General features: G+C 72.6%; 27 protein-coding genes. 14 read left to right on the forward strand and 13 right to left on the reverse strand.

Annotated elements, in window-relative coordinates; genetic code table 11:
- Nucleotides 1-28 precede the first annotated feature (28 nt).
- From ACIBKY_RS33005 to ACIBKY_RS33045, 9 genes are read left to right on the forward strand one after another with little or no spacing between them, the layout of a single operon-like run.
- The gene (locus ACIBKY_RS33005) at nucleotides 29-1,396 is read left to right on the forward strand and encodes an MFS transporter (RefSeq protein WP_397102788.1); all 1,368 of its coding nucleotides are present in this window, start codon (nucleotides 29-31) and stop codon (nucleotides 1,394-1,396) included.
- Nucleotides 1,384-2,229, forward strand: coding sequence for an alpha/beta fold hydrolase (locus tag ACIBKY_RS33010; RefSeq protein ID WP_397102790.1), 846 nt, complete (start codon nucleotides 1,384-1,386; stop codon nucleotides 2,227-2,229). The genes ACIBKY_RS33005 and ACIBKY_RS33010 overlap by 13 nt, the downstream gene beginning before the upstream one ends.
- A complete protein-coding gene (locus ACIBKY_RS33015) occupies nucleotides 2,226-3,401 on the forward strand; it encodes an LLM class flavin-dependent oxidoreductase (protein WP_397102791.1) in 1,176 nt (391 codons plus the stop codon). The genes ACIBKY_RS33010 and ACIBKY_RS33015 overlap by 4 nt, the downstream gene beginning before the upstream one ends.
- A complete protein-coding gene (locus ACIBKY_RS33020; RefSeq protein WP_397102793.1) occupies nucleotides 3,365-4,420 on the forward strand; it encodes an amidohydrolase family protein in 1,056 nt (351 codons plus the stop codon). Before ACIBKY_RS33015 ends, ACIBKY_RS33020 begins: the two co-directional genes overlap by 37 nt.
- Entirely contained in the window at nucleotides 4,408-5,568 is a 1,161-nt protein-coding gene (locus ACIBKY_RS33025; RefSeq protein WP_397102795.1) for a M20 family metallopeptidase, read from the forward strand. The genes ACIBKY_RS33020 and ACIBKY_RS33025 overlap by 13 nt, the downstream gene beginning before the upstream one ends.
- Entirely contained in the window at nucleotides 5,558-6,793 is a 1,236-nt protein-coding gene (locus tag ACIBKY_RS33030; protein ID WP_397102797.1) for a dipeptidase, read from the forward strand. Before ACIBKY_RS33025 ends, ACIBKY_RS33030 begins: the two co-directional genes overlap by 11 nt.
- A complete protein-coding gene (locus tag ACIBKY_RS33035; RefSeq protein ID WP_397102799.1) occupies nucleotides 6,790-7,281 on the forward strand; it encodes an NADPH-dependent FMN reductase in 492 nt (163 codons plus the stop codon). Before ACIBKY_RS33030 ends, ACIBKY_RS33035 begins: the two co-directional genes overlap by 4 nt.
- Nucleotides 7,236-7,775, forward strand: coding sequence for a flavin reductase family protein (locus ACIBKY_RS33040; RefSeq protein ID WP_397102801.1), 540 nt, complete (start codon nucleotides 7,236-7,238; stop codon nucleotides 7,773-7,775). The genes ACIBKY_RS33035 and ACIBKY_RS33040 overlap by 46 nt, the downstream gene beginning before the upstream one ends.
- Entirely contained in the window at nucleotides 7,772-8,509 is a 738-nt protein-coding gene (locus ACIBKY_RS33045) for an SDR family NAD(P)-dependent oxidoreductase (RefSeq protein WP_397102803.1), read from the forward strand. The genes ACIBKY_RS33040 and ACIBKY_RS33045 overlap by 4 nt, the downstream gene beginning before the upstream one ends.
- 48 nt (nucleotides 8,510-8,557) lie before the next feature.
- On the opposite strand, the gene ACIBKY_RS33050 is transcribed toward ACIBKY_RS33045, so the two are convergent.
- The 13 genes from ACIBKY_RS33050 to ACIBKY_RS33110 all read right to left on the reverse strand — a co-directional run bounded on the left by ACIBKY_RS33050 (nucleotide 8,558) and on the right by ACIBKY_RS33110 (nucleotide 20,379).
- Nucleotides 8,558-9,340: an IclR family transcriptional regulator gene (locus tag ACIBKY_RS33050; RefSeq protein ID WP_397102805.1), complete on the reverse strand. Its 783-nt coding sequence runs from the start codon at nucleotides 9,338-9,340 to the stop codon at nucleotides 8,558-8,560.
- Between the two features lie 12 nt (nucleotides 9,341-9,352).
- Nucleotides 9,353-10,522: a flavin reductase gene (locus tag ACIBKY_RS33055; RefSeq protein WP_397102807.1), complete on the reverse strand. Its 1,170-nt coding sequence runs from the start codon at nucleotides 10,520-10,522 to the stop codon at nucleotides 9,353-9,355.
- A complete protein-coding gene (locus ACIBKY_RS33060; RefSeq protein WP_397102809.1) occupies nucleotides 10,513-11,280 on the reverse strand; it encodes an SDR family NAD(P)-dependent oxidoreductase in 768 nt (255 codons plus the stop codon). The genes ACIBKY_RS33055 and ACIBKY_RS33060 overlap by 10 nt, the downstream gene beginning before the upstream one ends.
- Nucleotides 11,277-12,020 carry an alpha/beta fold hydrolase gene (locus ACIBKY_RS33065; RefSeq protein ID WP_397102811.1) on the reverse strand — a complete coding sequence of 248 codons (744 nt, stop codon included), beginning with the start codon at nucleotides 12,018-12,020 and terminating at the stop codon, nucleotides 11,277-11,279. Before ACIBKY_RS33065 ends, ACIBKY_RS33060 begins: the two co-directional genes overlap by 4 nt.
- Nucleotides 12,010-12,948, reverse strand: coding sequence for an alpha/beta fold hydrolase (locus ACIBKY_RS33070; protein WP_397102813.1), 939 nt, complete (start codon nucleotides 12,946-12,948; stop codon nucleotides 12,010-12,012). The genes ACIBKY_RS33065 and ACIBKY_RS33070 overlap by 11 nt, the downstream gene beginning before the upstream one ends.
- Nucleotides 12,918-13,778: a polysaccharide deacetylase family protein gene (locus tag ACIBKY_RS33075; protein ID WP_397102815.1), complete on the reverse strand. Its 861-nt coding sequence runs from the start codon at nucleotides 13,776-13,778 to the stop codon at nucleotides 12,918-12,920. The genes ACIBKY_RS33070 and ACIBKY_RS33075 overlap by 31 nt, the downstream gene beginning before the upstream one ends.
- An 11-nt stretch (nucleotides 13,779-13,789) precedes the next feature.
- Nucleotides 13,790-15,085 carry an ABC transporter substrate-binding protein gene (locus ACIBKY_RS33080; RefSeq protein ID WP_397102817.1) on the reverse strand — a complete coding sequence of 432 codons (1,296 nt, stop codon included), beginning with the start codon at nucleotides 15,083-15,085 and terminating at the stop codon, nucleotides 13,790-13,792.
- Entirely contained in the window at nucleotides 15,082-16,059 is a 978-nt protein-coding gene (locus tag ACIBKY_RS33085) for a branched-chain amino acid ABC transporter permease (RefSeq protein ID WP_397102819.1), read from the reverse strand. The genes ACIBKY_RS33080 and ACIBKY_RS33085 overlap by 4 nt, the downstream gene beginning before the upstream one ends.
- Complete coding sequence (locus tag ACIBKY_RS33090) at nucleotides 16,056-16,940, reverse strand: branched-chain amino acid ABC transporter permease (RefSeq protein WP_397102821.1); 885 nt, start codon at nucleotides 16,938-16,940, stop codon at nucleotides 16,056-16,058. Before ACIBKY_RS33090 ends, ACIBKY_RS33085 begins: the two co-directional genes overlap by 4 nt.
- A complete protein-coding gene (locus ACIBKY_RS33095) occupies nucleotides 16,940-17,650 on the reverse strand; it encodes an ABC transporter ATP-binding protein (RefSeq protein WP_397102823.1) in 711 nt (236 codons plus the stop codon). The genes ACIBKY_RS33090 and ACIBKY_RS33095 overlap by 1 nt, the downstream gene beginning before the upstream one ends.
- Entirely contained in the window at nucleotides 17,647-18,423 is a 777-nt protein-coding gene (locus ACIBKY_RS33100) for an ABC transporter ATP-binding protein (protein WP_397102825.1), read from the reverse strand. Before ACIBKY_RS33100 ends, ACIBKY_RS33095 begins: the two co-directional genes overlap by 4 nt.
- Nucleotides 18,411-19,544, reverse strand: coding sequence for an LLM class flavin-dependent oxidoreductase (locus ACIBKY_RS33105; protein WP_397102827.1), 1,134 nt, complete (start codon nucleotides 19,542-19,544; stop codon nucleotides 18,411-18,413). The genes ACIBKY_RS33100 and ACIBKY_RS33105 overlap by 13 nt, the downstream gene beginning before the upstream one ends.
- Before the next feature lie 85 nt (nucleotides 19,545-19,629).
- Nucleotides 19,630-20,379: an IclR family transcriptional regulator gene (locus tag ACIBKY_RS33110; RefSeq protein ID WP_397102829.1), complete on the reverse strand. Its 750-nt coding sequence runs from the start codon at nucleotides 20,377-20,379 to the stop codon at nucleotides 19,630-19,632.
- 48 nt (nucleotides 20,380-20,427) lie between these two features.
- Here ACIBKY_RS33110 and ACIBKY_RS33115 point away from each other — a divergent pair, with 48 nt between their 5' ends.
- Genes ACIBKY_RS33115 through ACIBKY_RS33135 form a run of 5 tightly spaced genes read left to right on the forward strand, consistent with a single transcriptional unit; the run spans nucleotide 20,428 to nucleotide 25,629 of the window.
- Complete coding sequence (locus ACIBKY_RS33115) at nucleotides 20,428-21,546, forward strand: cupin domain-containing protein (protein ID WP_397102831.1); 1,119 nt, start codon at nucleotides 20,428-20,430, stop codon at nucleotides 21,544-21,546.
- Nucleotides 21,543-22,370: a fumarylacetoacetate hydrolase family protein gene (locus ACIBKY_RS33120; RefSeq protein ID WP_397102833.1), complete on the forward strand. Its 828-nt coding sequence runs from the start codon at nucleotides 21,543-21,545 to the stop codon at nucleotides 22,368-22,370. The genes ACIBKY_RS33115 and ACIBKY_RS33120 overlap by 4 nt, the downstream gene beginning before the upstream one ends.
- A 5-nt stretch (nucleotides 22,371-22,375) precedes the next feature.
- On the forward strand, nucleotides 22,376-22,942 hold the full coding sequence (locus tag ACIBKY_RS33125) for a maleylpyruvate isomerase N-terminal domain-containing protein (protein WP_397102835.1): 567 nt from the start codon (nucleotides 22,376-22,378) through the stop codon (nucleotides 22,940-22,942).
- 13 nt (nucleotides 22,943-22,955) lie between these two features.
- The gene (locus tag ACIBKY_RS33130; RefSeq protein ID WP_397102837.1) at nucleotides 22,956-24,170 is read left to right on the forward strand and encodes an FAD-dependent monooxygenase; all 1,215 of its coding nucleotides are present in this window, start codon (nucleotides 22,956-22,958) and stop codon (nucleotides 24,168-24,170) included.
- The gene (locus ACIBKY_RS33135; RefSeq protein WP_397102839.1) at nucleotides 24,163-25,629 is read left to right on the forward strand and encodes an aldehyde dehydrogenase family protein; all 1,467 of its coding nucleotides are present in this window, start codon (nucleotides 24,163-24,165) and stop codon (nucleotides 25,627-25,629) included. The genes ACIBKY_RS33130 and ACIBKY_RS33135 overlap by 8 nt, the downstream gene beginning before the upstream one ends.
- Nucleotides 25,630-25,634: the final 5 nt, after the last annotated feature.

Consider the following 25,634-nt stretch of genomic DNA (forward strand, 5'->3'; position numbering starts at 1 on the left):
ATGGCGGCGAGCACACGAGGAGACCGCTGTGGCACCTATCGTTTCCGCACCTCAGGCGCGCCGTACCATCCGTTATCTGGCTGTTCTCGAGTTCGCGAACGGCCTCGACCAGTCGTGGCTCCTGCCCGTCCTTCCCGCCATCGGGGAACGCTATGGCGTGGACGCCGGTGGGCTGAGCTGGGCGATTTCCGCCAACCTGCTGGCTTCGGCGCTCTACGTGCCGATCCTGACGAAGCTCGGCGACCGCTACGGCCACCGGCGCATGCTCCAGATCGCGGTGGCGCTGGCCACCGTCGGCCTGGTCGTCGTCGCGATCGCGCCCGACTACGGGCTCTTCCTCGCCGGACGCGTCCTCGTCGGCGCCATGACCACGTTCCTGCCGCTGAACTTCGCGATGGTCCGTGACGGCTCCGCCGGCGAGAGCGCAGCCGGCATCGGCGTCATCGTGGCCAGCCTCACGCTCGGCTCGGCCGTCGGCGGGCTGCTCGGCGGCGCGACGCTGGTGTGGACCGGCGACCTCACGCTGACCCTGTGGGTGCCCGCGCTGCTGATGGCACTGTGCCTGATCATCCCCTTCCGCCTGGTGCCGGAGACCACCACCAGGGCCGGGGGACGCGTTGACTGGCCCGGCGCCCTGCTCATCGGGCTCGGGCTGGGAACGTTCCTGCTCGGGGTGTCCAAGCGGGAATGGAGCTGGGCGCTGGCCGGTCTGGCGGTCCTGTCGTTCTGGAGCTGGTACGCGCTGCGCACCCGTGAGCCGCTGGTCGACCTGCGACGGCTCGGCCGAGGGTCCATCGCGCCACTGCTGGCGATCACCGCGCTCATGGGCTTCGTCCTCCTCGGGCAGAACGCGATCCGGTCGATCTACGCGGGTCTGAACGACGACCTCGGCTACGGCCTCGGTCTCGGCGCCGCGCAGATCGGGCTGTTGCTGTTCCCCTCCTCGTGCGCGGCCTCCCTGGGTTCCGCCGTCACCGCCAGGCTCGCCGCCCGCTACGGCGACCGGGCCACGCTCGCCGCCGGCGCCCTCGTCATCGCGGCCGGCTACCTGGAGCTCGCCCTGGCCCACGGCTCCGTCCCCGCCTTCCTGCTCGGGACCTGCCTGGAGTGGTTCGGCAGCGGCATCGTCTTCGCGATCATCCCGTCGATGCTGCTCGCACGCAGCCCCGCCACGGAGGCGGGGGTGACGTCCGGGATGTACAACCTGCTGCGCAGCGCCGCCGCCTCCGTCGGCGCGACGGTCTTCGGCGTCATCCTCAGCACGCTGGTCGCGGGCGGGAGACCGGTGCCGGCCGAGTCGGCGTTCGTCGCGGTCTGGTCGATCGGCGCGACGCTGATGGCGGTGTGCGCCCTCCTGGTCCTCCTGCTCAGGAAGGACGAGACGTGCGCCTCCTGATCAACGGCAACGAGCTCGAGGTCGAGGACCTCGGCGACCGCGACGCCCCGGTGATCATCGCCCACCACGGCGCGCCCGGCCTGAGCACCCGGGCCGAACCGAAGGCCGGCTGGGGCGCGCTCGCGGACACCTACCGCGTGATCGTGTTCGACGCCCGCGGCAGCGGCGAGAGCGGCTCGGTCCCGCCGCTCACGCACGACCAGTGGGTCGCCGACGTCGACGCGCTGCGCGCCTGGGCCGGCGTGGACCGGGTCGTCGTGGCGGGCGGATCCTACGGCGGCTTCATCGCCCTGCAGTACGCCCTGCGTCACCCGGATCGGGTGCGGGCCCTGCTGCTCCGCGACACGGCGGCCACCGATGACTTCCGCGCCAGGGCCAGACGCCGCGCGGAGGAGATGGGCCGGGACGTCGACCTGGCCGAACTGGACCGCATGTTCACCGGCCAGGTGAGCGACGACGCGGACCTGAGGCGGCTGTGGCTCAACATCCAGCCTCTCTACACCCATGACCACGACCCGGCCACAGGGCGGGCGGAGCCGGTCACGATGCGCTTCCGCGCCGCGACCCACCGCCGCGTGTTCGGGCCGGACATGCCCGTCTACGACATCAGGGACCGGCTGGGGGAGATCGGCTGCCCCACCCTGATCACCGTCGGCCGGGCGGACTGGATCACCCCCGTGGAAGCCGGCCGGGAACTGGCCGACGGCATCCCTGACAGCCGGCTCGTCATCTTCGAGCACTCGGGTCACTCACCGCAGATCGAGGAGCGTACGGCGTGGCTCGCCACCGTCCGCGCCTTCCTCGACGACATGGAAGGAAGAACAGACCAGTGAAAGGCCAGACAGCCAAGCCCAGGAAGCCCGACGGGCAACTGCGCTTCGGCATGATGTGGATGAACTCGCCGACGCCCAACATCACCTCGAAGGCGATGGCGGACCGCAACCCTGACGTGCTGGACGCCGACACCCACGCGGAGCTGGCCCGCATCGCGGAGAACACCGGCGTGGACTTCGTCTTCTTCGCCGACGGCTACACGCACCACGGCCCCGGCAACGCCCGCGTCGGTCACGGGGAGCCCTGCGTCTCGGCGCCGATCTACGCCCCCATCGTCATGGCGGCCACGCGGCACGTCGGCGTGGTCACCACCGTCCACACCCGCTACCTGCCGCCGGCCGTGATCGCCCGCCTGGGCGCGAACCTGGACGTGCTCAGCGGCGGGCGCTGGGGGTGGAACGTCGTGCCGGGCTCCAAGGGCTCGGAGGCCGACCTGCTCGGCATCGACCTGGTGGAGCACGACGCGCGCTACGCCATGGCCGCCGAGGCCGTCGAGGCGGTCAAGGCGCTGTGGGCGGCCCGCGGCGAGCCGGTCACGTTCGAGGGCGAGCACTACCGCTTCCGCGGAACGCCGCGCGGCCCCTACCCCGTGCAGGAGCCATGGCCGCTGCTGTTCAACGCCGGTGTGTCGCCGGCGGGGCAGGAGTTCATCTCCCAGTCCTGCGACTACGCCTTCTTCGCGGTCGTGGACGACCTGGCCAAGGTACGCGAACCGGTGGAGCGGCTGTCCGCGCTCACCGAGTCGAAGGGCCGCTCGCCGCTCGAAGTGAACATGGCCGGCTCGATCGGCGTGGTCCTGGGCGACACCCACCGGGACGCGCAGGACAAGTACGCGTGGATCCGCGACTCGATCGACATGGAGGCGGCCCGCGGCTGGGCCAAGGGCTTCCTCGGCGGCAGCCAGACCTACCAGTCCACCTACGGCGGCGGCGACTTCGACGAGGCCGCCCGCAAGATCGGCATGGCGGCCGGCAGCAGCGTCCTGGTCGGGACCCCGGAGGAGGTGGCGGAGCAGTTTCTCCACATCCACCGCGAGACCGGCCTGCGCGGCTTCATGATCCTCAACCTGATGTGGGCGCCGGATGAGGTCGCCCGGCTCGGCGCGGTGTTCCCACACCTGAAGAAGGCCGGCGTGTGGACGCCGCCCGCGGAAAGGGGCTGGTCCTGGTGACGGATGCGATGGGCACCTGGACGGCGCCCGAGCTGGCCGAAGCGCTGGCCGCCGGCCGCGACACCCTCCGCGCGATCGACCTGCACGTGCACTACGTCCCGAGGGAGTACCGCGAGCGGGCGCTGGCCGCCGGGCACGACAGGCCGGACGGGCACGTGGGCGGACTGCCGGAGTGGAGCGCGGGGCGGCACCTGGAGGTGCTGGACGAGTGGGGGATCGAGAAGGCCGTGGTGTCGATCTCCACACCCGGCGTGCAGCTCACCGGCGACTTCGCCGAGGGGAGGATCACGGCCCGGGTCGCCAACGAGGGCGGGGCGCGAGCCGTACAGGATCATCCCGGTCGTTTCGGGTTCTTCGCGACGCTGCCCCTGCCCGACGTGGACGGGTCGCTGGCGGAACTGGAGTACGCGCTCGACACGCTCGGCGCCGACGGGATCAATCTGCTGACCAACACCCACGGGGTCTACCTCGGGGACCCGCGGCTGGAGCCGGTCTTCGCCGAGCTGTCACGGCGGCGCGTGCTCGTCCGCCTCCACCCGACCAGCCCAGGAGCGCTCGTGCCCGGCGTCATGGAGGGCTGGTCGCGGACGATGTACGAGTATTTCTTCGACACCACCCGTACCGTGATCAACCTGATCTTCTCCGGGACGATGGCGCGCAACGACGGCATCCGGCTGATCGTCCCGCACGCGGGCGCGGCGCTGCCCATGCTGGCGCGGCGCGTGGCGCGCAACGTCTGGCGGGCGAACGCGGAAGGCCGGGACATCCCCGACTTCCTCGCCTCGCTGAAGAGCTTCTACTACGACCTGGCGGGCAGCGTCACGCCGGACCAGCTTCCCGCGATCCTCCGGCTGGCGGGACCGGACCGTCTGGTCTTCGGCAGCGACTGGCCGTTCACGCACACCGGCCTGGGCGCCGAACTCGTCGCCGAACTGCGCACCACCCCGCTGCTCACCGAGGAGCAGCGTCGCGCGATCTTCGTGGACAACGGCAGGCGGCTGCTCACGTGCGGGCACTGAGACAGCTGCGCAGGGAGCTCCACCGCGAGCCGGAGGTCGGGCTGCGGCTGCCGTCGACCCAGCGCCGCGTCACCGAGGCCCTGGCCGGCCTCCCGCTGGAGATCCGGCACGGCGCCGCGCTCAGCTCGATCGTGGCGGTACTGCGCGGCGCCCGCCCCGGACCCGCCGTCCTGCTGCGGGCCGACATGGACGCGCTGCCGCTGACCGAGGAGTCCGGCGAGCCGTTCTCATCGGTGGTCGCCGGGGCGATGCACGCCTGCGGGCACGATCTGCACAGCGCGATCCTGGTCGGCGTCGCCCGCTCGCTGTGCGCGGCCAGGCAGAGCCTTGCCGGTTCCGTCGTCCTCGCCTGGCAGCCCGGCGAGGAGGGACAGGACGGCATGGCGCTCATGCTCGGCGAAGGACTGCTCGAGGCCGCGGGCACGCCCCCTGTCGCGACGTACGGCGTGCACGCCCTGTCCGGGACGTTGCCGCACGGGGTGTTCGGCACCCGTGCGGGAGCCTCCCACGCGGCCGCCGCGGAGTTCGCCGTCCACGTCGGGGGAGCTGGGGGACACGGCGGATTCCCCCACCTCGCGCGCGACCCGATCCCGGTGGCGGCGGAGATCGTCACCGCCGTCGAGGTCTTCGCGGCCCGCCGGTTCGGCCCCGCCGATCCCGCCGTCGTCAGCTTCGGCAGCGTGCACGGCGGCGAGGCGCACAACGTGATCCCCGACCATGTCACCCTCACCGGCACCGCCCGCGCGTTCTCGTCCGCCGCCGCCCGGCTGGTCGCGGAGGGCGTGCACCGCATCGCCCGCGGAGTCGCCGAGGCGCACGGCCTGGAGGCCGGCGTGCGCTGGAGCGAGGGCTACCCACCGGTGATCAACGACCCCCACGAGGTCGCCCTGCTGGAGAGCGTGGTGTGCGAGACGCTCGGCGCCCACCGCTACGCGCCGCTGCCGCACCCGCTGCCGGCCGGCGACGACTACGCCCGCGTGCTCGACGTGGTCCCCGGCGCCTTCGCCCTGTTCGGGGCGGCGCCCGCCGACGCGGCCGAACCGCCTCCCGGCAACCACAGCCCGCGGGCACGCTTCGACGACGCCCTCATCGAGGACGCGGTGACCGTGCTCGCCCATCTCACCCGAAGGAGGCTCGATGCCCGCTGACTACACCTCGTTCGCCTACCTGGGCGAGCGCTACACGCCCGTCGAGCTGGACACCGAGTTCGACCGCGCGAAGCCGTACGACCTGGGCCTGAGCCCAGAACAGGCGGAGCGGACCGAACGGTTCCTGCGCGAAAACCTCATCGTCAACCTGCACGAGCACCCCCAGATCTATCCGCGCGACATCGACCAGGCGCCCGCCTACGCCCGCTCCGGCCGCGAGCATCTCGCCTACCGGGCGCTCGCCGCCTCCGGCGTGGACGCGATCTTCGACAACATGATGGGACCGACCGGGTGCGTCGCCAGTCATCACGGCTGGAAGTGGGACGACGTGGTGCACGACGTCGGCATGCGCCTGGCGGACGTGGCGCACCAGGACCACGTCCGTATCGCCCGGAGCGTGAGCGACATCCTCGACTGCCGGGCGAACGGGCGGATCGCCCTGGTTCTGGCCATCGAGGCGGCGACGCCGATCGAGAACGAGCTCGACCGGCTCGACCTGCTCTACGGCTTCGGGGTACGCCAGCTCGGCCTGGTCTACAACGGCGCCAACCAGATCGGCGGCGGGCTGGCCGAGGACCGCGACGGTGGCCTGACCAGGTTCGGGCGGCGGGTCGTCGACCGGATGAACCGGCTCGGCCTGTCGATCGACCTCTCCCACGCGGGGGACCGCACGTCCCTGGACGCCATCGAGGCGTCCGGCGCGCCCGTGATGATCACACATGCCGGAGCCAGAGCCGTGTGGCCCACCGAGCGGATGAAACCGGACGTGGTGCTGCGCGCTCTGGCCGAGTCCGGCGGCCTGCTGGGTGTGGAGGCCGCCCCGCACTCCACGGTCTCCCGGGCCCATCCCCGGCACTCGATCGAGTCGGTGATGGACCATTTCGCCTACTGCGTCGATCTGATGGGCATCGACCACGTGACCTTCGGGCCCGACACGCTCTTCGGTGACCACGTCGGGGTGCACCGGGTCTTCGCCTCGCTGTTCGGCGCCGGCGACGGGTCCGCGCCGCCGCGCGATCCGGACCCGCTCACCAAGATCGGGGTGGAGAACCCGGTGCCTGAGCGGGTGGAGTACTGCGCGGGCATGGAGAACCCCGGCGAGAGCCTGCGCAACGCCGTCGCCTGGCTGGTCAAGCACGGGTACGGCGACGAGGAGATCGCCAAGGTCACCGGTGGCAACGTGCTGCGCGTCCTGCGCCGGAGCTGGCGGGAGCCGGCCCGATGATCGTCTCCGTCGTGGGCAACCCCCGGCCGGGCTCCCGTACGTCCGCCGCCGCCCGCCGTCTCGCGCGCCGGATCGCCGGAGACCGGGCCGCGCCGGACCTGAGCGTCGAGCTCGCCGAACTGGGTCCGGCCCTGCTCGAAGCCGGTGACCGGCGGGTCGAGGCCGCGGTCGCGGCGGTGCGCGCGGCCCGGATAGCCGTCGTCGCCAGCCCCACCTTCAAGGCCACCTACAGCGGCCTGCTCAAGCTCTTCCTCGATCGCCTGCCCGGTGACGGGCTCGCCGGCGTCGTGGCGGTGCCCCTGATGGTGGGGGCCACCGAAGCCCACGCGCTCGCCCCCGAACTGCTGCTGAAACCGGTCCTGGTCGAGCTGGGCGCCACGTGCCCCACCAGGGCCCTGTACGTCCTGGAGACAGAACACGACAAGGAGGAGGTGTACGGCCGATGGCTGGCACACGCACTGCCGCGGCTCAACAGGTCGGCCTGCTGACCGAGGTGGACCCCGCGACCCTGCGCAGGACCTACGGCTGCTTTCCCAGCGGCGTCGTCGCGCTCTGCGGGCTCGACGGGGACGAGCCGGCGGGCATGTCCGCCAGCTCCTTCACCTCCGTCTCGCTCGCCCCGCCCCTCGTCTCGATCTGCGTCGCCAACGAGTCCGCCACCTGGCCGCGGCTGCGCGGGCTGCGCGCGCTGGGGCTCAGCGTGTTCGCCGAAGGCCACGAGGGCGCCTGCAGGAGCCTGTCGGCCAAGGACGGCGACCGGTTCGCCGGCGTCGGCTGGTCGTACACCTCCGGCGGGGCGGTGCTGATCGACCGGGCGGCGGCCTGGCTGGAGTGCGCCGTGGCGGAGGAAGTCCCCGCCGGCGACCATCGCATCGTCCTGCTGCACGTGCGCGCCCTGCGCTCCTTTCCCGGGACCTCGCCGCTGGTCTTCCACGGCAGCCGTTTCCGCCGCCTCACCGGGCGCGTACAGGAGGAACGATGACCGGCATCAGTGGCGCGGTGGCCGTCGTCACGGGCGCGGCAGGAGACATCGGGCGGGCGATCACCACCGCGCTCGTGGCCGAGGGAGCACGCGCGTGGGCGCTGGACGTGCGCGAGCCGGACGCGGACGGAGCGGCTCGCCGCCGCGTCGACGTCACCGACTCCGCCGCGGTCACCGGGACCTTCGCGGAGATCGAGGACACCGAGGGCCGGCTCGACTTCCTGGTCAACTGCGCGGGCGGGCCAGGTACCCGCCGCGACCCCATCGACCAGGTGCCGGACGAGGCCTGGCGGGCCGTCGTCGCGCTGAACCTGGACGGGGTCTTCCATTGCTCGCGCGCCGCGGTGGGCGCGATGAAGCGGTGCGGGGGAGGAGCCATCGTCAACATCTCCTCCGGCGCCGGCCGCACCACCTCGCGCACGGGCGTGCAGGCGTACGCCGCGGCGAAGGCCGGTGTGATCGGCCTGACCAGGCAGCTCGCCCGCGAGCTCGGGCCCGCGGGCATCCGCGTGAACTGCGTGGCGCCCGGCCTGATCCTCGCCGACCCGACCCGGGCCGGCTGGGAGGGCCTGCCGGACAGGGAACGCCGTGCCTTCCTGGACGGCGTTCCGCTGGGACGCGTCGGCGAGGCCGGGGACATCGCCGGACCGGCGCTCTTCTTCCTGTCCGCGGCGTCCCGCTACGTGACGGGTCAGACGATCAGCGCCGACGGCGGGGCGATCATGCTCGGGTGAGCGCGGACTTCCGCTGGACAGATGATGGGTCCGCACCCGGGAACGGGATCACCCCAGCGCGACCGTGATCTTGGCGCAGCCCTCGACCAGCAGCGCGGCGTGGATCTCGCGTTTCTGCCTGGTCATCCGGCTGAGCGGCGCGGCGATGCTGAGCCCGCCGACCGGCCCGCCGCCCGGATGCATGATCGCCGCGCCCACCGAGGTGACGCCCTCCTCGCTCTCGCCCAGGTTGACCGCGTAGCCCGTGCGGCGGACCTCCTGCAACTCCGCCAGCAGGTCCGCGCGACGCGCCGTGGTCCTGTCCGTCACCCGCTCCAAGGTCCTGCCCGGGTAGAGGGCGAGCACCTGCCGGTCGTCGAGCCGGGCCAGGATCGCCTTGCCCATGCTGGTGGCGTGAGCGGGGCTCAGCCGGCCAACGCGCCCGCCCACGCGCAGCGCGTGCGAGCTCTCCACGGTGTCCAGATAGCGGATCCTGTCCTGCTCCAGCAGCCCCACGTGGATGGTCTCGCCGGTCTCCGCCGCCAGCGTCTGCATGACGGGCCGGGCGACGGAGCGCAGGTCGAGCTGCCTGACCGCGGACAGTCCGATCTCCACCAGCGCGGGACCCGCACGATAGGCGCGGCTGAGCGGATCCTGCGCGGCGAAGCCGTGGTAGACGAGCATGGCCATCAGCCGGTGTGCCGTGGACTGCCCGACTCCGAGCGCGTCGCGGGCGTCGGACAGCCGGATCTCACGCGTGGCGCCGAGCATGGCCAGCAGGCGCAGCGCCCGGTCGACCGACTCGATGGGGTAGTGCGGCAGAGCGCGCTGCGGATCCGGTGTCTGCGTCACAGAACCATCTTCTCACCTCGGCACCAGCTCGCCGATCTCGCCGGCGCACGCGCGCAGCCTCTCCGCCAGGGCCACGACGTCGCTGCCGGCGCATGCCTCCGGGAAGCCGAACAGCGACAGGTACAGGACGACCTGGCCGCCGGGGCCGAAGACCGGCGCGGAGACGTTGCGGACCCGGTAGCTTCCCTCGCCGGTCAGCGACTCCGGGTAGTAGGCGCGTGGCCCGCCCAGTGCCGCTTCGAGCTCGCGGACTCTGGCGTCCCTGGCGGGGCCGTCGGGCTGGTGGGCCAGCACGTCGTCCAGCGCGCGGTAGGCGTCGGTGCCGAGACTGACCACCCAGCCGCGCTCGCGCACCCGATCGAGCGCGGCCAGGTGCGCCTCCACGGCCGCCGGGTCGCCGCCGCCGGCACCGCGGCGCGCCCACTCCTCCTGGGTACGGCGCTCGCGCCAGGCCACCATGAGCGCCCCGAGCGGCGCCCAGAACGGCATGCGCTGCCCGACCTGGATGGGCGCCGCGCCCACAGGCGGCGCCCCGACCCCGGCGACGCGCACCACGTGCTCGCCGATCGTGGTCATGATCGCGCACTCCATCTCCAGCTCGCGCGTGAGCGGCTCGACCACGCGCCTGGCCAGGTCCGCCAGCACCACGTGCGCCATGAGATCGGGCCTGGCCGGGATCACCCGGGAGCGGGGGATGAAGCTGCCGTAGCCGCCGTTGTGGAAGATCAGCGGCAGGCCGGGGCCGGCGACCTCCAGATCCACGACCCGGCCGAGGACGATGTAGTGGTCACCGGCCTCGATCTCGTCCACGACCACGCAGTCGATCCAGGCCACGACACCGTCGATGACGGGCGAACCGAGCGGCGAGGGGCGCCAGGTCACGCCGGCGAACTTGTCGACGCCCTTCTTGACGGCGAGCGCCCGGCACACGTCCTCCTGACGGTCGCTGAGCACGTTGACGCAGAAGCGGTCGCGGGTGCGCTGGCGGGCGTACGAGGAGGAGGTCTTGGCGGCCATGAACGAGACCAGACGGGGTTCGAGGGACACCGAGGAGAAGCTGCCGACGATCATGCCGAGCGGCTCGCCGTCGCTGTCGAGGGAGGTCACGGCCACCACCCCGGTCGGGTAGCGGCCCAGAACCCGGCGGAAGAAGTGCTCGTCGTGCACATCGGTCAGCTCCACGGCAGGTTGAACCTTCCCGCGCCGCTGGCGCCGTCCACCATGAGCACGTCTCCGCTGACGAAGGCGGCCTGGTCGGAGCACAGGAACGCGACGGCGTCGGCCACGTGCGCCGCGGTGCCCACCCGGTCGAGCGGGGTGTTGGCACGCATCCGCGCGGCGTAGTCGTGGGGGACGAACTCGCCCAGGCCCTCGCGGTGACCGTGGTCGATGAGCCCGGGGGCCACCGCGTTGACCCTGATGCCCCTGCGGCCCACCTCCAGCGCCAGGCACTTGGCCAGCATCACGACGCCGGCCTTGGAGGTGCAGTAGTGCCCGGCGCGCAGGCGGGCGGCGAAGGCCGCGCCGCTGGCCACGCAGCAGATCGCCCCGGCCAGCCCGTGCGCGGCCATCATCCGCGCCGCGGCCGTGGCGACGTGGAAGGTGCCGTCAAGGTTGACGCCGAGCACCCGCCGCCAGTCGGCGGGCGACATGTCGAGCAGGTCCTGGCTGGGCGCGATCCCGGCGTTGCTCACCGCGACCTCCGGCGGGCCCCAGGCGGCGGCGACGGCGTCGATCGCGGCGTCGACCTGGGCGGCGTCGGCGACGTCGGTCACGCGTGCCAGCACCTGCCCGCCCGCGGCGGCGAACTCGGCCCTGGTCCGCTCCAGCCGTTCCGCGTTGACGTCCAGAAGCGCCACCCTGTCGCCGAGGGAGAGCAGCTTGGCGGCGATGGCCTTCCCGAGCCCGTCGGCCGCCCCGGTCACCAGCGCCGTCCTCATCGTCCCTCCCGGGGGCGTTCCGAGCGGGCGAGGAACGGCAGCAGCAGCCGCAGTACCTCGCGGGGCCGCTCCCTGAACACGAAGTGACCCGCCCGGTTGACCACGTGCAGCGACAGCGGCGCCGTGGTGGAGGCGAGCAGGTCGAACAGCGCGACCCCGCGCTCGACCTCGCTGAGCGGGTCGTGCGAACCCCAGATCAACATGATGGGCACCTGGAAACCGTGGTCGCGGGCGTGCGCGTACAGGGCGTCCTTGGCCGCGAGCGTGCCGGAGCATCCGGCCACGGGCGGGACGGCCGCGTCCAGGAGCGCGTCGTCGATGTGGTGCGGGGTGTACGACAGCCGTTCCAGGGCCCATGCGCGGGCCCGCCGCGGATCGGCCGGCGGGCAGGCGAGCCGGACGCCGGCAGGAGCGTCGCCGGTGGGCGCCGCCTCATGGCCGGCGATCACGCCGCACGACAGGGCGCGCGCGGGTGCGGTCCTGGCCAGGTGGAGTGCCGTCAAGGCGCCCGTCCCGTGGCCGACGACGTGAAAGGCGGAGACTCCCAGCTCGTCGAGGGCCGCCAGCACCGAGGACGCCTCGTCCGGGTGGCCGTTTCCCGTGCCTTCCCAGGCGATCACCCGATGGCCCGCCGCGGCGACGACCCCGGAGATCGGGTCCCAGACCCGCACGCTGTCCCCGTGCAGCAGCAGCACCGGAGCCATGGTCTCGGTGCCGGGCTCCCGGATCTCACATGACATGGGCGTCCACCTCTTCGAGAAAGGATCCGACGACATCCACAAACCACCCCGGATGCTCACGGAAGGGGAAATGTCCGCACTTGTCGACTACCGACAACGTCGTCCGGCGCTCCCACCGCGCCAGCTCGCCGAAGAGCGCGAGCCCGCGGCTCAGCAGCGCCGTCCGGTCGTCGCGGCCCCACACCACCTGCGTCGGCCGCTGCAGCCTGCCCTGGGCCAGCCAGGTCAGCGTCTCCAGCTTGTCCTCGGCCAGCCGCGGCAGGAACAGCTCCGCCATCAGGTCGCCGGCCCGGACCTCGGCCAGCGCCTCCTGGTAGGACGCGCTCCGCACGACGCTCCACGCCTGCTCCACGAACAGGTCGCCGACCACGGCCGGGTCGTGCATGTAGTGCTCGTAGACCCAGCGGACGCTCTGCCGGGACGGCGCCATCGGCGGCGCGCCGAGCACCACCTCGTTGGTGCCGACGCCGGGGCTGAGGGTTCCGCTGTTGACGATGGTCAGCGAGGTGACCAGGTCGGGCCGCAACAGCGTGGCCCTGGTGGCGGCGAAACCGCCGCGCGAGTGCCCGACCAGATGGACCGGGCCGAGGCCGAGCGCCTCCAGGAACGCGATCAGGTGGTCGACGACCGCCCCCATCGTGTAGCCGGCCGGGGTGGGCGGCTTGCCGCTGAAACCCTGGCCCGGCTTGTCGTAGGCGATGACCCGGTGACCGGCGGCCAGTCCGTGGAAGGCGGGCGCCCAGGCGTAGGCGCCGCTGGCCGAGCCGGCGGTGCCGAAGCTGCCGCCGTACACGAAGACCACGGGCGTGCCGCCGCCCCCGGTGGTGTGCCAGGTCCGGACGCCGGCGACCTCCAGCCACGATCCTGCGGGCAGTTCGGCGTAGCCGGGCACGGCGCTCATCGGGCGAAGCCGTTCTTGAGCGTCCACGCGGCCAGCGTGTCCTTGGTCGTCCACCAGACGAGCTCGTGCCGCCGGGCCTCCAGCAGGCAGCGGCGCAGGGTCGGCAGGAACGCCGGCCGGCCCGCCATGTGGCAGTGCAGCACCATGTCCGCCCACTGCGGCCGCCCCGCCTCGCCCTCGGCCCAGGCGACGGCCAGGGTGTCGGCGAACCCTTCGGCGAACACCCGCGGGCTGTTGGTCGGCAGGATCCAGTGGATCAGGTCGTTGGCCGACAGATTCGCCTTGGGCAGGACGGCCAGCCGCCCGTCCCCGACCGGCTCCACGTACGGCAGGTCGTCGCTGGCGTCGTCTCCCGACCAGGTCAGGCCGCTGTCCACCATGATCTGCTTGGTACGTTCGGTGCTGGAGTTGGCCGGACTGGCCCAGCCCGTGGGGCGCGTGCCCGCGGCCTTCTCGATCGCGTCGAGCGTGCGGACGATGATGTCGCGCTCCGCGCCGGCGTCGGCCTCGTTGAGGAACACGTCGTTCACCCAGCCGTGCCCCACGAGGTCGTGCCCGGCGTCGGCGACCGCCTTCACGACGTCCGGCCAGTCGCGGGCCAGCCTGCCCGACACCGAGAACGACGCCTTCACCGCCAGGTCGTCGAAGAGCTCGAGCAGCCGCCAGACCCCGACCCGGACCCCGTACTCGCCGTAGGACAGGGAGAAGGAGTCGCGCTGACCGGGACGGCCCGCCAGGCGGAGCTGGGACTGGTTCTCGAACGCCTCCAGCGCGACCCCGATGGTGGCCGCCGCGTACTGCCCCTGCGGCCAGCGCACGGTGCGCCGGCTGCGCGACAGCGTGTCACGCCAGGTCATGGTGTCTCCTTTCATCGGATGATCTGGGGGAGCTTGCCGCTCATGTCGATCAGGTCGTCCTTGCCGGCCGGCCGCCACCGGCCGGCGGCGGAGTCGTAGACGGTGATGCGGACGCTCTCCACGGGCGCGGTGTCGGTCGCGGAGGTGTTGAGCAGCAGGCCGTCGGCCGCCATGGGCACCTTGACGTCCTTCAGCGCGAGCGCCGTGTTGATGACGTCGAGCCTGGTCAGGGCGGCCGATCTGGTGAGGATCTCGGCGATGATCTGACCCTGGGCCCACCCGATGGCGACGTTCTCCGACCCGGCGTTGACCTGGGGAGCGTGCTTCTTCAGTGCCGCGAAGAACGCGTCGGACTCGGCGTCCCCCGGCACGCGCTGCCTGACCCACGCGTCGCTGACGACACCGTGGACGCTGCCCGGCTTGGCCAGGTTCATGAGTGTGGTGTTGCTGCACGTGAACGTGGTGGCGATGGCCGGCTTCCAGCCGGAGGCGGCCACGGTGTCGAAGATCTGGGGGCACTTGGTCCCGGCCGCCACCACGATGAGCGCGTCGGCGCCGGCCGCCTTCAGCGTGGTGACCTGGGAACGCACGGCGGGGTCGGTCACCTGGAACGTCTGCGCGGCGACCAGGTCCGCGCCGTGCTCTGCCAGACCCGCCTCGATGCCCGACCTGACCGACCGGCCGAAGGAACCGTCCTGGGCGATCAGCGCGACCCTTTTGCGGCCCTGGGTCCTGGCCATGTAGGTGCCCAGGGCGTACCCCTCCAGCGCGTACGGCACCAGCCCGTCGATGGCGTTGAGATGCGCGGCCCGTTCCCGCGGCGAGGCGGAGGAGATGGTCGACTCCAGGATCGGCACGCACTGCCGGGCCAGCGTGTCCCACGCCGACATGGCGCCGGTCGTGCTCTGGACGCCGACGATGGCGAAGACGCGCTCGCGCTGCAGCAGCTCGTTGATGTTGGCGGCGGCCTTGGTCGGGTCGTACTGGTCGTCCTTGCCGATCAGCTCGATCCTGCGGCCGTTGATGCCGCCCTTCTCGTTGAGATGGGCGAAGTAGGCGTTCATGCCCACGTTGGTCTCGCCGATCGAGGCCAGCGGCCCGCTGTTGGGATAGCTCGAACCCAGTTTGATCGTGGAGTCGGTGATGCCGGGGGAGGGCTCGTAGTCCTGGCAGGAATCCTGGCGGACCACGGCCTCGACCTTGGTTCCCGAGACGTTGGCGACGTCGGCGGGCTGCTGGGCCGGGCCCCGGCCGCCGCAGGCGGTCAGCCCGAGCAACAGGGCCAGGGTGGCGGCGCGGATTTTCATCGGCGTTCCTTCTTGGGGCGGGTGATCGAGTCGAAGACACGGCCGGCGAACCCGGCGAGGCCGTCGCGCATCACGAGCACGACGGCGACGAGCAGCGCGCCGTAGACGGCGGGTGCCAGCACGGGATCGATGTCGGAGAGCAGGTCGGGGAGGCGTTCGGTGACGGCCGCGCCGATCAGCGGACCCAGCGCGGTGGTGGCGCCGCCGATGACGATGGCGGCCAGGAACTGGATGGATCCGGTGAGCGTCACATAGGCGGTCTCGGAGGAGACGATCCCGTGGGTGGCCGCGAACAGGGACCCCGCCAGACCGGCCAGCGCGGCGCTAATCCCGAAGAGCGCGAGCTTGGTGCGGGCCACGTCCACGCCCATGAGCGCGGCGGCGGTCTCGTCGTCGCGCATCGCCACCAGAGCGCGTCCTGCCTGCCCGCGGGTGAGGTTGCGGGTCAGCACCAGCGCGATGACGAGCGCGCCCAGGCAGACCAGGTAGCGGAACTGGTCGCCGGCCAGCGGCAGCCACGGCGGCGCGGCCATGGCGCTGAGCGGCTTGCCCTGGTTGCCGCCGGTGAGCGCGCCGAACCGCATCACCACGGAGGGGAACAGCGCCCCGAGCACCAGCGTGATGATCGCCAGGTACACGCCGCGGATGCGCAGTGCGGGCGTGCCCACCAGCATGCCGGCCGCGAACGCGAGGACGAGCGCGAGCGGGACCGTCGCCCACCAGGCCCAGCCGTGATCGGCGACCAGGATCGCCGTCGTGTAGGCGCCGATGCCGAAGAAGGCGCCCTGCCCGAGGGAGATGAGCCCGCCGTACCCGGTGAGCAGGCTCAGCCCGATGGCCGGCAGCGCCACCACGCAGATGCGGGTGTAGTCCTGCACGACGTACGGCGGGTTGAGGAACGGGATCAGCGCGGCCGCCACCAGCAGCAGCACGCACAGGACGCGGAAGGCGCGCCGGCGGAGGGTGAGAGTCATGCGCGGCGCACCGAAGCCTTTCCGAACAGGCCCGAGGGCCGCAGCACCATGCCCGCGAGCATGACCGCGAAGGGGACGGCGAGTGTCATCTCGGTTCCGACGAAGTGCAGGTAGCCGACGGCCACCGACTCGCAGACGCCCAGCAGCAGGCCGCACACGACCGCGCCGACCGGGCTGTCGAACCCCCCGAGCGTGGCCGAGGCCATGGCGTACACCAGCACCGGCAGCATGAGCCCCGGTTCGAGGTACAGGCCGAGAGAGGTCACCAGCACGCCCGACAGCGCCCCGAGCCCGCCCGCCAGACCCCAGCCGACGGCCAGCAGCCGCCCGATCGGCAGCCCGGCGAGCGCGCTGGAGTCACGGTTCTGCGCGACGGCGCGCAACCCCAGCCCCAGCTTGGTGTGGCGGAACAGCAGCGCCAGCGTCACGCCCACGGCCGCGAGCGCGGTCAGGGCCCCCATGGTCGCGTACGGCAGGGCCACGCCCCCGAACAGGACCGACCCCTCCGGGAAGAGGGAGGGCAGAGGGCGGCCGTCCGAACCGAACAGCAGCAGCGCCAGCGCGCCGAACAAGGTGTACAGGCCGGTCATGACCAGCACCATCGACAGATGGTCGCCGATGTCGAGGCGCCGGATCAGCGCGCGTTCGAGCACGGCGGCCACCACGAAGGCGGCCATGACCGCGACCAGCAGCGCGGCCCAGACGCCCAGGTCCCAGGCGAGCAGGAACCACACCAGGTAGGTGGACAGCGTCGCCATCTCGCCCTGGGCGAAGTTGACCACGCCGCTGGTACGGAAGACCAGCACGATGGCCAGAGCGAGCGCGGCGTAGACGCAGCCGTTGCCGGCGCCGTCGACGACGCGCTGGAGGAGGAGGTCCATCACCCGGCTCCAAGGTAGAGGCGGCGCAGAGTCTCGCGGTCCGCCAGCTCGCCCACGCCGGCCGGCTCCGACAGCACTCCGGCGGTGAGGGTGTAGGCCCGCGCGGCGATGCCCAGGGCCAGGTGCGCGGCCTGCTCGACGATCAGCATCGCCAGCGAGTCCGCGGCGTTGAGCTCGGCCAGCCCGGAGAACAGGTCGCGGGCGACCATCGGCGCGAGACCGAGCGAAGGCTCGTCGAGCAGGAGCAGCGCCGGCCGGGACATCAGCGCGCGGGCGACGGCCAGCATCTGCTGCTCGCCGCCGCTCATGCTGCCCGCGGGCTGGTGCCGGCGCTCGCCGAGCCGGGGGAAGAATTCAAGCCATCTGTCCAGGTCCGCGCGCATCTCGGCCCGGGGGCGGGTGTATCCGCCGACGCGGAGGTTCTCCTCCACGGTCATCTCGGCGATCGTTCCCCTGCCCTGGGGCACGTGCGCGACGCCCAGCCGGGCGACCGCGTCGGCCCGCCGGCCGGCGACGGGCCTGCCGTACAGGAGGATCTCTCCGCGCGAGGGGATCACTCCGGAAATGGCGCGCAGAAGGGTGGTCTTTCCGGCGCCGTTGGCGCCGAGCAGCACGACCACCTCGCCGCGGCCGACGGTGAGATCGGCCTCGCGCAGCACTTCGCCCCTGCCGTAGCCGGCGCTCAGCCCTCTGGTCTCCAGCAAGGTCACAGCGCGTCTCCCAGGTAGGCGTCGACCACCGCGGGGTCGGCGGTCACCTCGCCGGGAGTTCCTTCGGCGATCTTGCGGCCCAGATCGAGCACCACCACGTGGTCCGACAGGCCCACCACCATGCCGATGTGGTGCTCGACCAGCAGGATGGTGACGCCGAGGTCGGCCGCGATCGAGCGCAGCATCCGCGAGAGCGCGCCCACCTCGTCCGTGTCGAGCCCGTTGGCGGGCTCGTCGAGCAGCAGCAGGCGCGGCGCGGCCATGATCGCGCGGGCCAGCTCCACCCGTTTCTGCACGCCGAAGGGAAGGGCCCCGGCCGGCACGTCCGCGACCGCGCCCAGGTCGGTGACCGCCAGCGCGCGCTCGCATTCCTCGCCGAGCCGCGCCTCCTCGCGCCGGGTGGCGGGCGTCCTGATCATCGCGGCGAGCATTCCCGACCGGGTACGGCCCTGCGCGCCGCACAACACGTTCTCCCTGACGGAGAGCGTGGGAAAGAGCGCCAGGTTCTGGAACGTCCTGGCCACGCCGTAGCGGACGGCCTCGTGCGGCCGGATGGAGGTGATCTCCGCGCCGTCCACGAAGATACGGCCGGCGGCCGGGCGGTACAGCCGGCTCACGCAGTTGAACAGCGAGGTCTTGCCGGCGCCGTTCGGGCCGATGAGGGCGCAGATGCCGCGCGGGCGCACCGAGAAGCTCAGCCCGTCGAGAACCCGCAGCCCGCCGAAGCTGAGCGAGAGGTCCTCCACCTGGAGCATGGCGGTCACCACGACCATCCCCGCTCCTCGGGCGGCAGCCACACGCCGGCCTTGCGCAGGTGGCCGAAGATCTCACCGTAGGCCGCGACCTCCTGCGGCGCCCACAGGAACGGCAGCAGCAGGAAGTGGCGCAGGCCCGTCGCCCGGAACAGCTCGATGAACTGCTCGGCGACCTGTTCGGCGGTGCCGGCGAGCACGGTGTTGCCCACCCCGAAGCCGATCTTGCGCGCCACGGTCTCGGCGTCCTGCCCCATGAAGAGCTTCTGGTAGGTCTGGCTGCCGCGCATGAAGAACTCGGCGAAGCCCGAGGCGGCGGGCAGGTCGACGCCGGCCTCGAACCAGGCCCGCCGGTCCTCGGCCTCGGCGGCGCTGCCGCCGAGGACCACGCCGATCGAGCCGACCAGCGCCACCTCGCCCTCGGCCCGCCCCGCGGCGGCCGCCCGCCCGGCCAGGCGGTCCACGGCGCCGCGCACCTCGGCCCGGTCGTCCACCACGGCGGAGAATCCGAAGTCGCACTCCTCGGCGATCAGATCCAGGCCCGCCGGCGACACTCCCGGGTTGAAGATCACCGGATGGGGCCGCTGCACCGGCGACGGGCCGGCCATCGACAGCGGCCCGGACGACCACAGCGCCTTGACCGCGCCGAGTGCCTGCCTGGCCTGCTCATAGCGGCGCTCGTGCGGCAGTTCGCCGTCCAGGCCGAACAGCGTCACCTCGGCGGGCTTGACGCCGGGCACCATGTTCCAGCCCCAGCGGCCCTTGCTCATGGCGTCGAGGTTGGCGCCCAGGCGGGCGATCACCGGTACGGGCAGGTAGCGGGTGTGGAGGGTGGTCACGACTCCCAGGCGCCTGGTCGCCGCGATCACCACGGCGGCCCAGACAGGCGCGTACAGGCGCGGTTCGCCGTGCCCGGCCGCGATGCTCGCGGGGCCGTTGACGGTGTAGCTGTCGGCGAAGAAGGCGAAGTCGAGTCCGATGCGCTCGCAGGTCCTCGCCAGCTCCATGTGCACGTCGAGGTCGAGGACATCGGGGTTGCGCTCGGCCACGGTGCGGGACATGACGTTCTGGGACGGGGTGTTGGGCCACATGATGCCGAAGCGCATCAGGCCGTCGATCAGGCGCGGCTTTCCGGTTGCCACTTGTCCTCCTGGAGTGAGAGTCCAAGGATGCATCCGGTTCTTCAGTACGACTATAAGATTCTGCTATCCAGAATCGCTGGGCCGCTCACCCCTCATGACGTGCGGCGAAGTCACGTTCGATGAGGGCCGCCGTGGTGGACAGCTCGGTGACCCAGCCCGCGAGGCGGTCGCGGTCGAACCGGACGGTCGGCATCGCCAGGCTGATCGCGGCCACCGTCCTGCCGGACACGTCGCGCAAACCGGCGCCGATGGCGGTGACGCCCGTCTCGGTGAGCTGGTCGTTGACCGCGAAGCCGCGCTTGCGTACCAGCGTGAGCTCGCGGCGCAGCCGGGGCAGGTCGACCTCCACGGAGCCGTCGTACAACGCCTCGAGCTCGCCGGGCGGCGTCGCGGCCAGCAGTACCTTGCCGCCCGAGGCCAGGTGCGCGGGCAGCGCCTGGCCGACCCGGTCGCCCACCCGGAGCGGCCGGGTGCACTCGATCGTGCTGACGAAGCGCACCTCCGTGCCGACCAGCACGACGAGATTGGTCGACTCGCCGAGCCTGTCGGTCAGGGCGCGCAGGTGCGGCAGCGTCACATGGCGCAGCAGGGCGAGCGGCGCCTCGCTCCGCTGGGTGGGGCGGAGCATGCGGCCGGGGACGTACTTGCGGTCGGCCGTGCGTTCGGCGAAGTCACGGTAGACCAGCATCGCCAGCAGCCGGTGGGCCGTGGAGTTGGAGACGCCGAGCCGTTCCGCCGCGTCGGTCACCCGCAGCCGGCCCTCCTGCTGGAGGGTCTGGGCGAGCAGCAGGGCGTGATCCACGGAGTCGATCGCATAGGGAGGCTTATTCTTCACAGTAGAAAACTGTATCCCTTACCGCGGAATATCCCCATAGTGTGAGGCATGACACCCATCGAGAGTCCGGTCCGCATCGAGGCCACCGATGCTCCCGGTCAGCCCGCGCGCAGCGCCGAGCTGGACGCGCTGTACCGCGGTTTCGAGGACGAGCTGCTGGTGCCGCTGTGGACCGAGATCGGCGACCTGATGCCGGCGCAGCCCGCACCCGCGGCCCGCGCCCACCTGTGGCGCTGGAAGAACCTGCTGCCGCTGGCCGGCCGGGCCGGGGAACTGGTGCCGGTCGGCCGCGGCGGAGAGCGCCGCGCGATCGCGCTGGCCAACCCGGGGCTGGGCGGGGCGCCCTACGCGACGCCCACGCTGTGGGCGGCGATCCAGTACCTGTGCCCGCGCGAGGACGCCCCGGTGCACCGCCACACCCAGCACGCCTTCCGCTTCGTCGTGGAAGGCGAGGGCGTGTGGACGGTCGTCGACGGCGACCCGGTCGCCATGCGGCGGGGCGACTTCCTGCTCACCCCCGGCTGGCGCTTCCACGGCCATCACAACGTCAGCGACGCGCCGATGGCCTGGATCGACGGACTGGACATCCCGTTCGTCCACCACATGGGCTCGGCGTTCTTCGAGCTGGGCCCGGACACCGTCACCGAGCGGGAGACCCCCGCCCGCTCGCGGGCCGAACGCCTGTGGGCCCATCCCGGGCTGCGCCCGGTCTCCTCGGCAGGGGAACGTACCGACAGCTCCCCGATCGCCGCCTACCGCTGGGAGCACACCGACCAGGCCCTCACCGACCAGCTCGCCCTCGCCGGCGAGGGCCACCCGGGCGTGGTGGAGCCGGGGCACGCGGCCGTGCGGTTCACCAACCCCACCACCGGCGGGGACGTGATGCCGACCATCCGGGCCGAGTTCCACCGCCTCGTCCCCGGCGCCGCCACGGCCACCCGCCGCGAGGTCGGCTCCTCGGTCTTCCAGGTGTTCACCGGGCAGGCGGAGGTCCGGGTGGGCGACACCGCGTGGACGGCGACCCGCGGCGACCTCTTCGTGGTCCCGTCGTGGCAACCGCTGACACTCTCGACGGACTCCGGCGCCGACCTGTTCCGCTTCAGCGACACGCCCATCTTCGAGCGGTTGCACCAGCACCGCGTGCGGGTCGAGGGGGCGGCCCGATGAGGCTGGCGACCATCCGCGAGGGGGACACGACCCGTGCGGTGCGGCTGGACGGTGACGACTACGTCGATCTCGGGGCGGCGGACGTGGGCGAACTGCTGCGCCGCCCCGGCTGGCGAGAGGCCGCCGCGGCGCCCGGTCCCGCCCGCCGCGCCGACGGGCTCACGTACGCACCCGTCGTACCCCGGCCAGGCAAGATCGTCTGTGTGGGCCTGAACTATCGCACCCATATCAAGGAGATGGGCCGGGACCTGCCGCGGTACCCGACGCTGTTCGCGAAGTACCCCGAGGCGCTGCTCGGCGCGGACGACGCCATCGAGCTGCCACCGGAGTCCGGGGCGCTCGACTGGGAGGCCGAACTGGCCGTCGTCATCGGCGCGCCGGTACGGCGGGCCACACCGGAACAGGCCGCCGCGGCGATCGCCGGGTTCAGCGTGCTCAACGACGTGACGGCACGCGACTGGCAGTATCGCTCGCCCCAGTGGCTGCAGGGCAAGACGTTCGAGGCCACCGCGCCGTTCGGCCCGGTCCTGGTCACCCCGGACGAACTGCCCGGGGACGTGGCGCCCTCCCTCACGCTCACCTGCCACGTGGACGGCACGCAGACGCAGCGGGCCGACACCTCCGACCTGGTGTTCTCCCCGGTCGAGCTGGTCGGCTACGTCTCCTCGATCCTCACGCTGCAGCCGGGCGACGTGCTCGCCACCGGCACCCCCGGCGGCGTGGGTCACGCGCGCACACCGGCCCGCTACCTCACCGAGGGCGCGCGCCTGGAGACCGAGATCGCCGGGATCGGCCGGCTGAGCAACGTGGTGCGCAGACCATGACATGGATGGCAGAAGGCACCCGGCTGTTCCTGGCCGCCGTGGACCGCCTGACGGACGCCGCGTTCGCCGCGCCGTCCCTGCTGCCCGGCTGGAGCCGCGCGCACGTCGTCGCGCACGTCCACTTCAACGCCGAGGCGCTGCGGAGACTCACGCACTGGGCGCGGACCGGCGAGCGCACGCCGATGTACCCCGGCGGCCGGCGGAACGCCGAGATCGAGGAGGGCTGCCGTCTGCCCCCGGCCCGCCTGCGCGAGATGGCGCACGCCTCCGCCGCCGCCCTGGCCGCCGGCTTCGGCGGCCTGGACGCCGACGCGCTGGCGCGCACCGTGGTCACCGCCCAGGGCCGGGAGGTGCCCGCGGCCGAGATCGCCTGGCTGCGAGCCCGCGAGGTCATGGTGCACACGGTCGACCTGGACACCGGGATCACGTTCGCGAACCTGCCCGGCGACTTCACCGCCGCGCTCGCGGCCGACGCGGCGGCCAGGCACGCCGGCTCGGGCCAGGCCGCAGCCCTGGCCGCCTGGCTCACCGGCCGCACCGGCCGGGCCCCGTCCCTGAGCGCCTGGCTGTAGCAGGAGGAGATTGATGACACACCACCGATCGGACGAGATCCTCGTCGCAGGAGGCGGCATCGGCGGCCTCGCGACCGCGCTGGCCTGCGCGCGGGCCGGCCGCCGGGTGCGCGTGCTGGAACGTTCCGGGGAGTTCGCCGAGATCGGCGCCGGACTGCAGCTCGCCCCCAACGCCACCCGCATCCTGGACCGGCTCGGCGTGCTCGAACGGGTCGTCGCGGCCGGCGTGCTGCCCGAGCGGCTGGTCTTCAACGACGCCCTCACCGGTGCCCGCCTGACCCATCTCGACCTCGGCGAGCGCTTCCGCCGCCGGTACGGCGGGCCGTACGTCGTCCTGCACCGCAGCGACTTGCTCGACATCCTGCTGGAGGCGTGCCGTGAGCACGGCGTGCTGCTCGACAACGACCGGCACGTCACCGCCGTCGCCGACAACGCCGACGGCGTCACCGTGACCTGCGCCGACGGCACCAGCTATCAAGCCGCGCTCGCGGTCGCCGCCGACGGACTGCGCTCCGGCCTGCGAACCCTGCTCAGCGCCGACGAGCCCGTCTGCTCCGGCTACGTGGCCTACCGCGGCGCCGTGCCGATCGAGCAGGTGGGCGCGCGAAGCGCGCTGACCGACGTCGTGGTGTGGTTCGGCCCCGGGCTGCACCTGGTGCAGTATCCGCTGCGCGGCGGCACCGTCTACAACCAGGTCGCGGTCTTCCGCAGCCCGCGCTACGCCGCCGGGCACGCCGACTGGGGGCTGCCCGACGAACTCGACGAGGCGTTCTCGGTCACCTGCGAGCAGGTACGCGCGGCCGTGCCGGCGCTCTGGCGCGATCGCCGCTGGCCCATGTCCGACCGCGAGCCGATCGGCGACTGGGTCGCCGGGCGGACCGCGTTGCTCGGCGACGCCGCCCACCCCATGCTGCAGTACCTCGCGCAGGGCGCCTGCCAGGCCATCGAGGACGCCGCCGCGCTGGCCGACGCCGTCGGCAGGCACCTGCCGCCCGGCCAGGACGAGGCCGCCGCCGTCGACAAGGCCCTGCGCGCTTACGCCGCGGAACGTGTGCCGCGCACCGCGCGCGTCCAGCGCACCGCCCGCGTCTGGGGCGACATCTGGCACGTCGACGGGCTCGCCCGCGACCTGCGCAATGCCCTGTTCTCCCGCCGCGAGGCGGGCGACTTCACCGACACCGACTGGTTGTACGGTCCTGCCGGACCCAAGGAGAGCACCCATGCCTGACGCGCTGCCACCCAAGGTCGCCGAGCTCCTGGACCGGGAGTGGAAGCTCCTGATCGCCGGCGAGCTCACTCCCGCGGCCCGGGGCCGCACCTACGCCAGGGTGAGCCCCTACACCGAGACCGTCATCGCCCGGGTGCCCGACGCCGACGCCGGCGACGTGGACACGGCCGCCCGGGCCGCGGCCGACGCCCGCTCGACGTGGCGCGACACTCCCGCCGCCGAGCGGGCGAAGCTGGTGCTCGAACTCGCCGACGCGATCGAGGCGCACGGTGAGGAACTGGCGCTGCTGGACACCGTCGACGCCGGCTCCCCGATCACCAACTCCCGTCTCGACGTGACGACCGCCCTGTCGCAGCTTCGCCTGTTCGCCGGGCTCGCCCTGGAGCTGAAGGGCACGACGGTACCCGCCGGCACCGGCCTGCACGTCACCGTGCGGGAACCGGCCGGCGTGGTCGCGCGCATCGTGCCGTACAACCACCCGCTGATGTTCGCCTGCAAGGTCGCCGCGCCGCTGGTCGCGGGCAACCCGACCATCCTCAAGCCGCCGGACGCCGCGCCGCTGTCCGCGCTGCGCCTGGCCGAGCTGGCCGCGGGCATTTTCCCGCCGGGCGTGCTGTCGGTCGTGGTCGGCGACGGCCCGGCCGTTCCCGACGCGCTGGTACGGCACCGCCACGTGCGCCGGATCGGCTTCATCGGCTCCGAGCCGACCGGCCGGGCCATCCAGCGCGCGGCGGCGGAGACCGGCGTCAAGGACGTCTCCCTCGAACTGGGCGGCAAGAACGCGATGGTCGTCTTCGGCGACGCCGACCTGGCCGCCGCGGCCGAGGGCGCGGTCTTCGGCATGAACTTCACGTGGTCCGGCCAGTCCTGCGGCTCCAACTCACGGCTGCTGGTCCAGCGGGACGTCCACGACGAGCTGGTCGGGCGGATCGCGCGGCTCATCGAAGCCCGCAAGATCGGCAGCCCGTTCGACGAGGACACCGAGCAGGGCACGATGATCAACCGCGCCCAGTACGACAAGTCGCTGGCCTACATCGACCTCGCCGTCCGCGAGGGCGCCACCGTGGTCACCGGCGGCGGGCGGCCCGCGGGGCTCGACCACGGCCTGTTCGTCGCCCCCACCATGTTCACCGGGGTGCGCCCGGACGCGCGGATCGCGCAGGAGGAGGTCTTCGGGCCCCTGCTGTCGGTCATCCCCTTCGACGACGAGCCGCAGGCCGTGCGGATCGCCAACGGCGTGCCGTACGGGCTGACCGCCAGCGTCTGGACCGCCGACGTCAGCCGCGCGCACCGCGTCGCCCGCGCCTTCGAGGCCGGTTTCGTCTGGATCAACGGCTCCTCGCGGCACTTTCCCAACGTGCCGTTCGGCGGCGTGAAGGGCTCCGGTGTCGGGCGGGAGGAAAGCCTCGAGGAACTGCTTGCCTACACCGAGCTCAAGGCCATCAACGTCCTGTTCTGACCTTC

The sequence above is a fragment of the Nonomuraea sp. NPDC050394 genome (genome assembly GCF_044459065.1).
In the GTDB taxonomy this organism is placed as follows: Bacteria; Actinomycetota; Actinomycetes; order Streptosporangiales; family Streptosporangiaceae; genus Nonomuraea.

Coding starts and splice junctions, on each gene's coding strand:
- ACIBKY_RS33030 (WP_397102797.1), top strand. CDS start 5,558: ATGCCCGCTGACTACACCTCGTTCGCCTACCTGGGCGAGCGCTACACG.
- ACIBKY_RS33035 (WP_397102799.1), top strand. CDS start 6,790: ATGATCGTCTCCGTCGTGGGCAACCCCCGGCCGGGCTCCCGTACGTCC.
- ACIBKY_RS33040 (WP_397102801.1), top strand. CDS start 7,236: ATGGCTGGCACACGCACTGCCGCGGCTCAACAGGTCGGCCTGCTGACC.
- ACIBKY_RS33045 (WP_397102803.1), top strand. CDS start 7,772: ATGACCGGCATCAGTGGCGCGGTGGCCGTCGTCACGGGCGCGGCAGGA.
- ACIBKY_RS33060 (WP_397102809.1), bottom strand. CDS start 11,280: ATGAGGACGGCGCTGGTGACCGGGGCGGCCGACGGGCTCGGGAAGGCC.
- ACIBKY_RS33065 (WP_397102811.1), bottom strand. CDS start 12,020: ATGTCATGTGAGATCCGGGAGCCCGGCACCGAGACCATGGCTCCGGTG.
- ACIBKY_RS33075 (WP_397102815.1), bottom strand. CDS start 13,778: ATGACCTGGCGTGACACGCTGTCGCGCAGCCGGCGCACCGTGCGCTGG.
- ACIBKY_RS33080 (WP_397102817.1), bottom strand. CDS start 15,085: ATGAAAATCCGCGCCGCCACCCTGGCCCTGTTGCTCGGGCTGACCGCC.
- ACIBKY_RS33085 (WP_397102819.1), bottom strand. CDS start 16,059: ATGACTCTCACCCTCCGCCGGCGCGCCTTCCGCGTCCTGTGCGTGCTG.
- ACIBKY_RS33090 (WP_397102821.1), bottom strand. CDS start 16,940: ATGGACCTCCTCCTCCAGCGCGTCGTCGACGGCGCCGGCAACGGCTGC.
- ACIBKY_RS33100 (WP_397102825.1), bottom strand. CDS start 18,423: ATGGTCGTGGTGACCGCCATGCTCCAGGTGGAGGACCTCTCGCTCAGC.
- ACIBKY_RS33115 (WP_397102831.1), top strand. CDS start 20,428: ATGACACCCATCGAGAGTCCGGTCCGCATCGAGGCCACCGATGCTCCC.
- ACIBKY_RS33120 (WP_397102833.1), top strand. CDS start 21,543: ATGAGGCTGGCGACCATCCGCGAGGGGGACACGACCCGTGCGGTGCGG.
- ACIBKY_RS33125 (WP_397102835.1), top strand. CDS start 22,376: ATGGCAGAAGGCACCCGGCTGTTCCTGGCCGCCGTGGACCGCCTGACG.
- ACIBKY_RS33130 (WP_397102837.1), top strand. CDS start 22,956: ATGACACACCACCGATCGGACGAGATCCTCGTCGCAGGAGGCGGCATC.
- ACIBKY_RS33135 (WP_397102839.1), top strand. CDS start 24,163: ATGCCTGACGCGCTGCCACCCAAGGTCGCCGAGCTCCTGGACCGGGAG.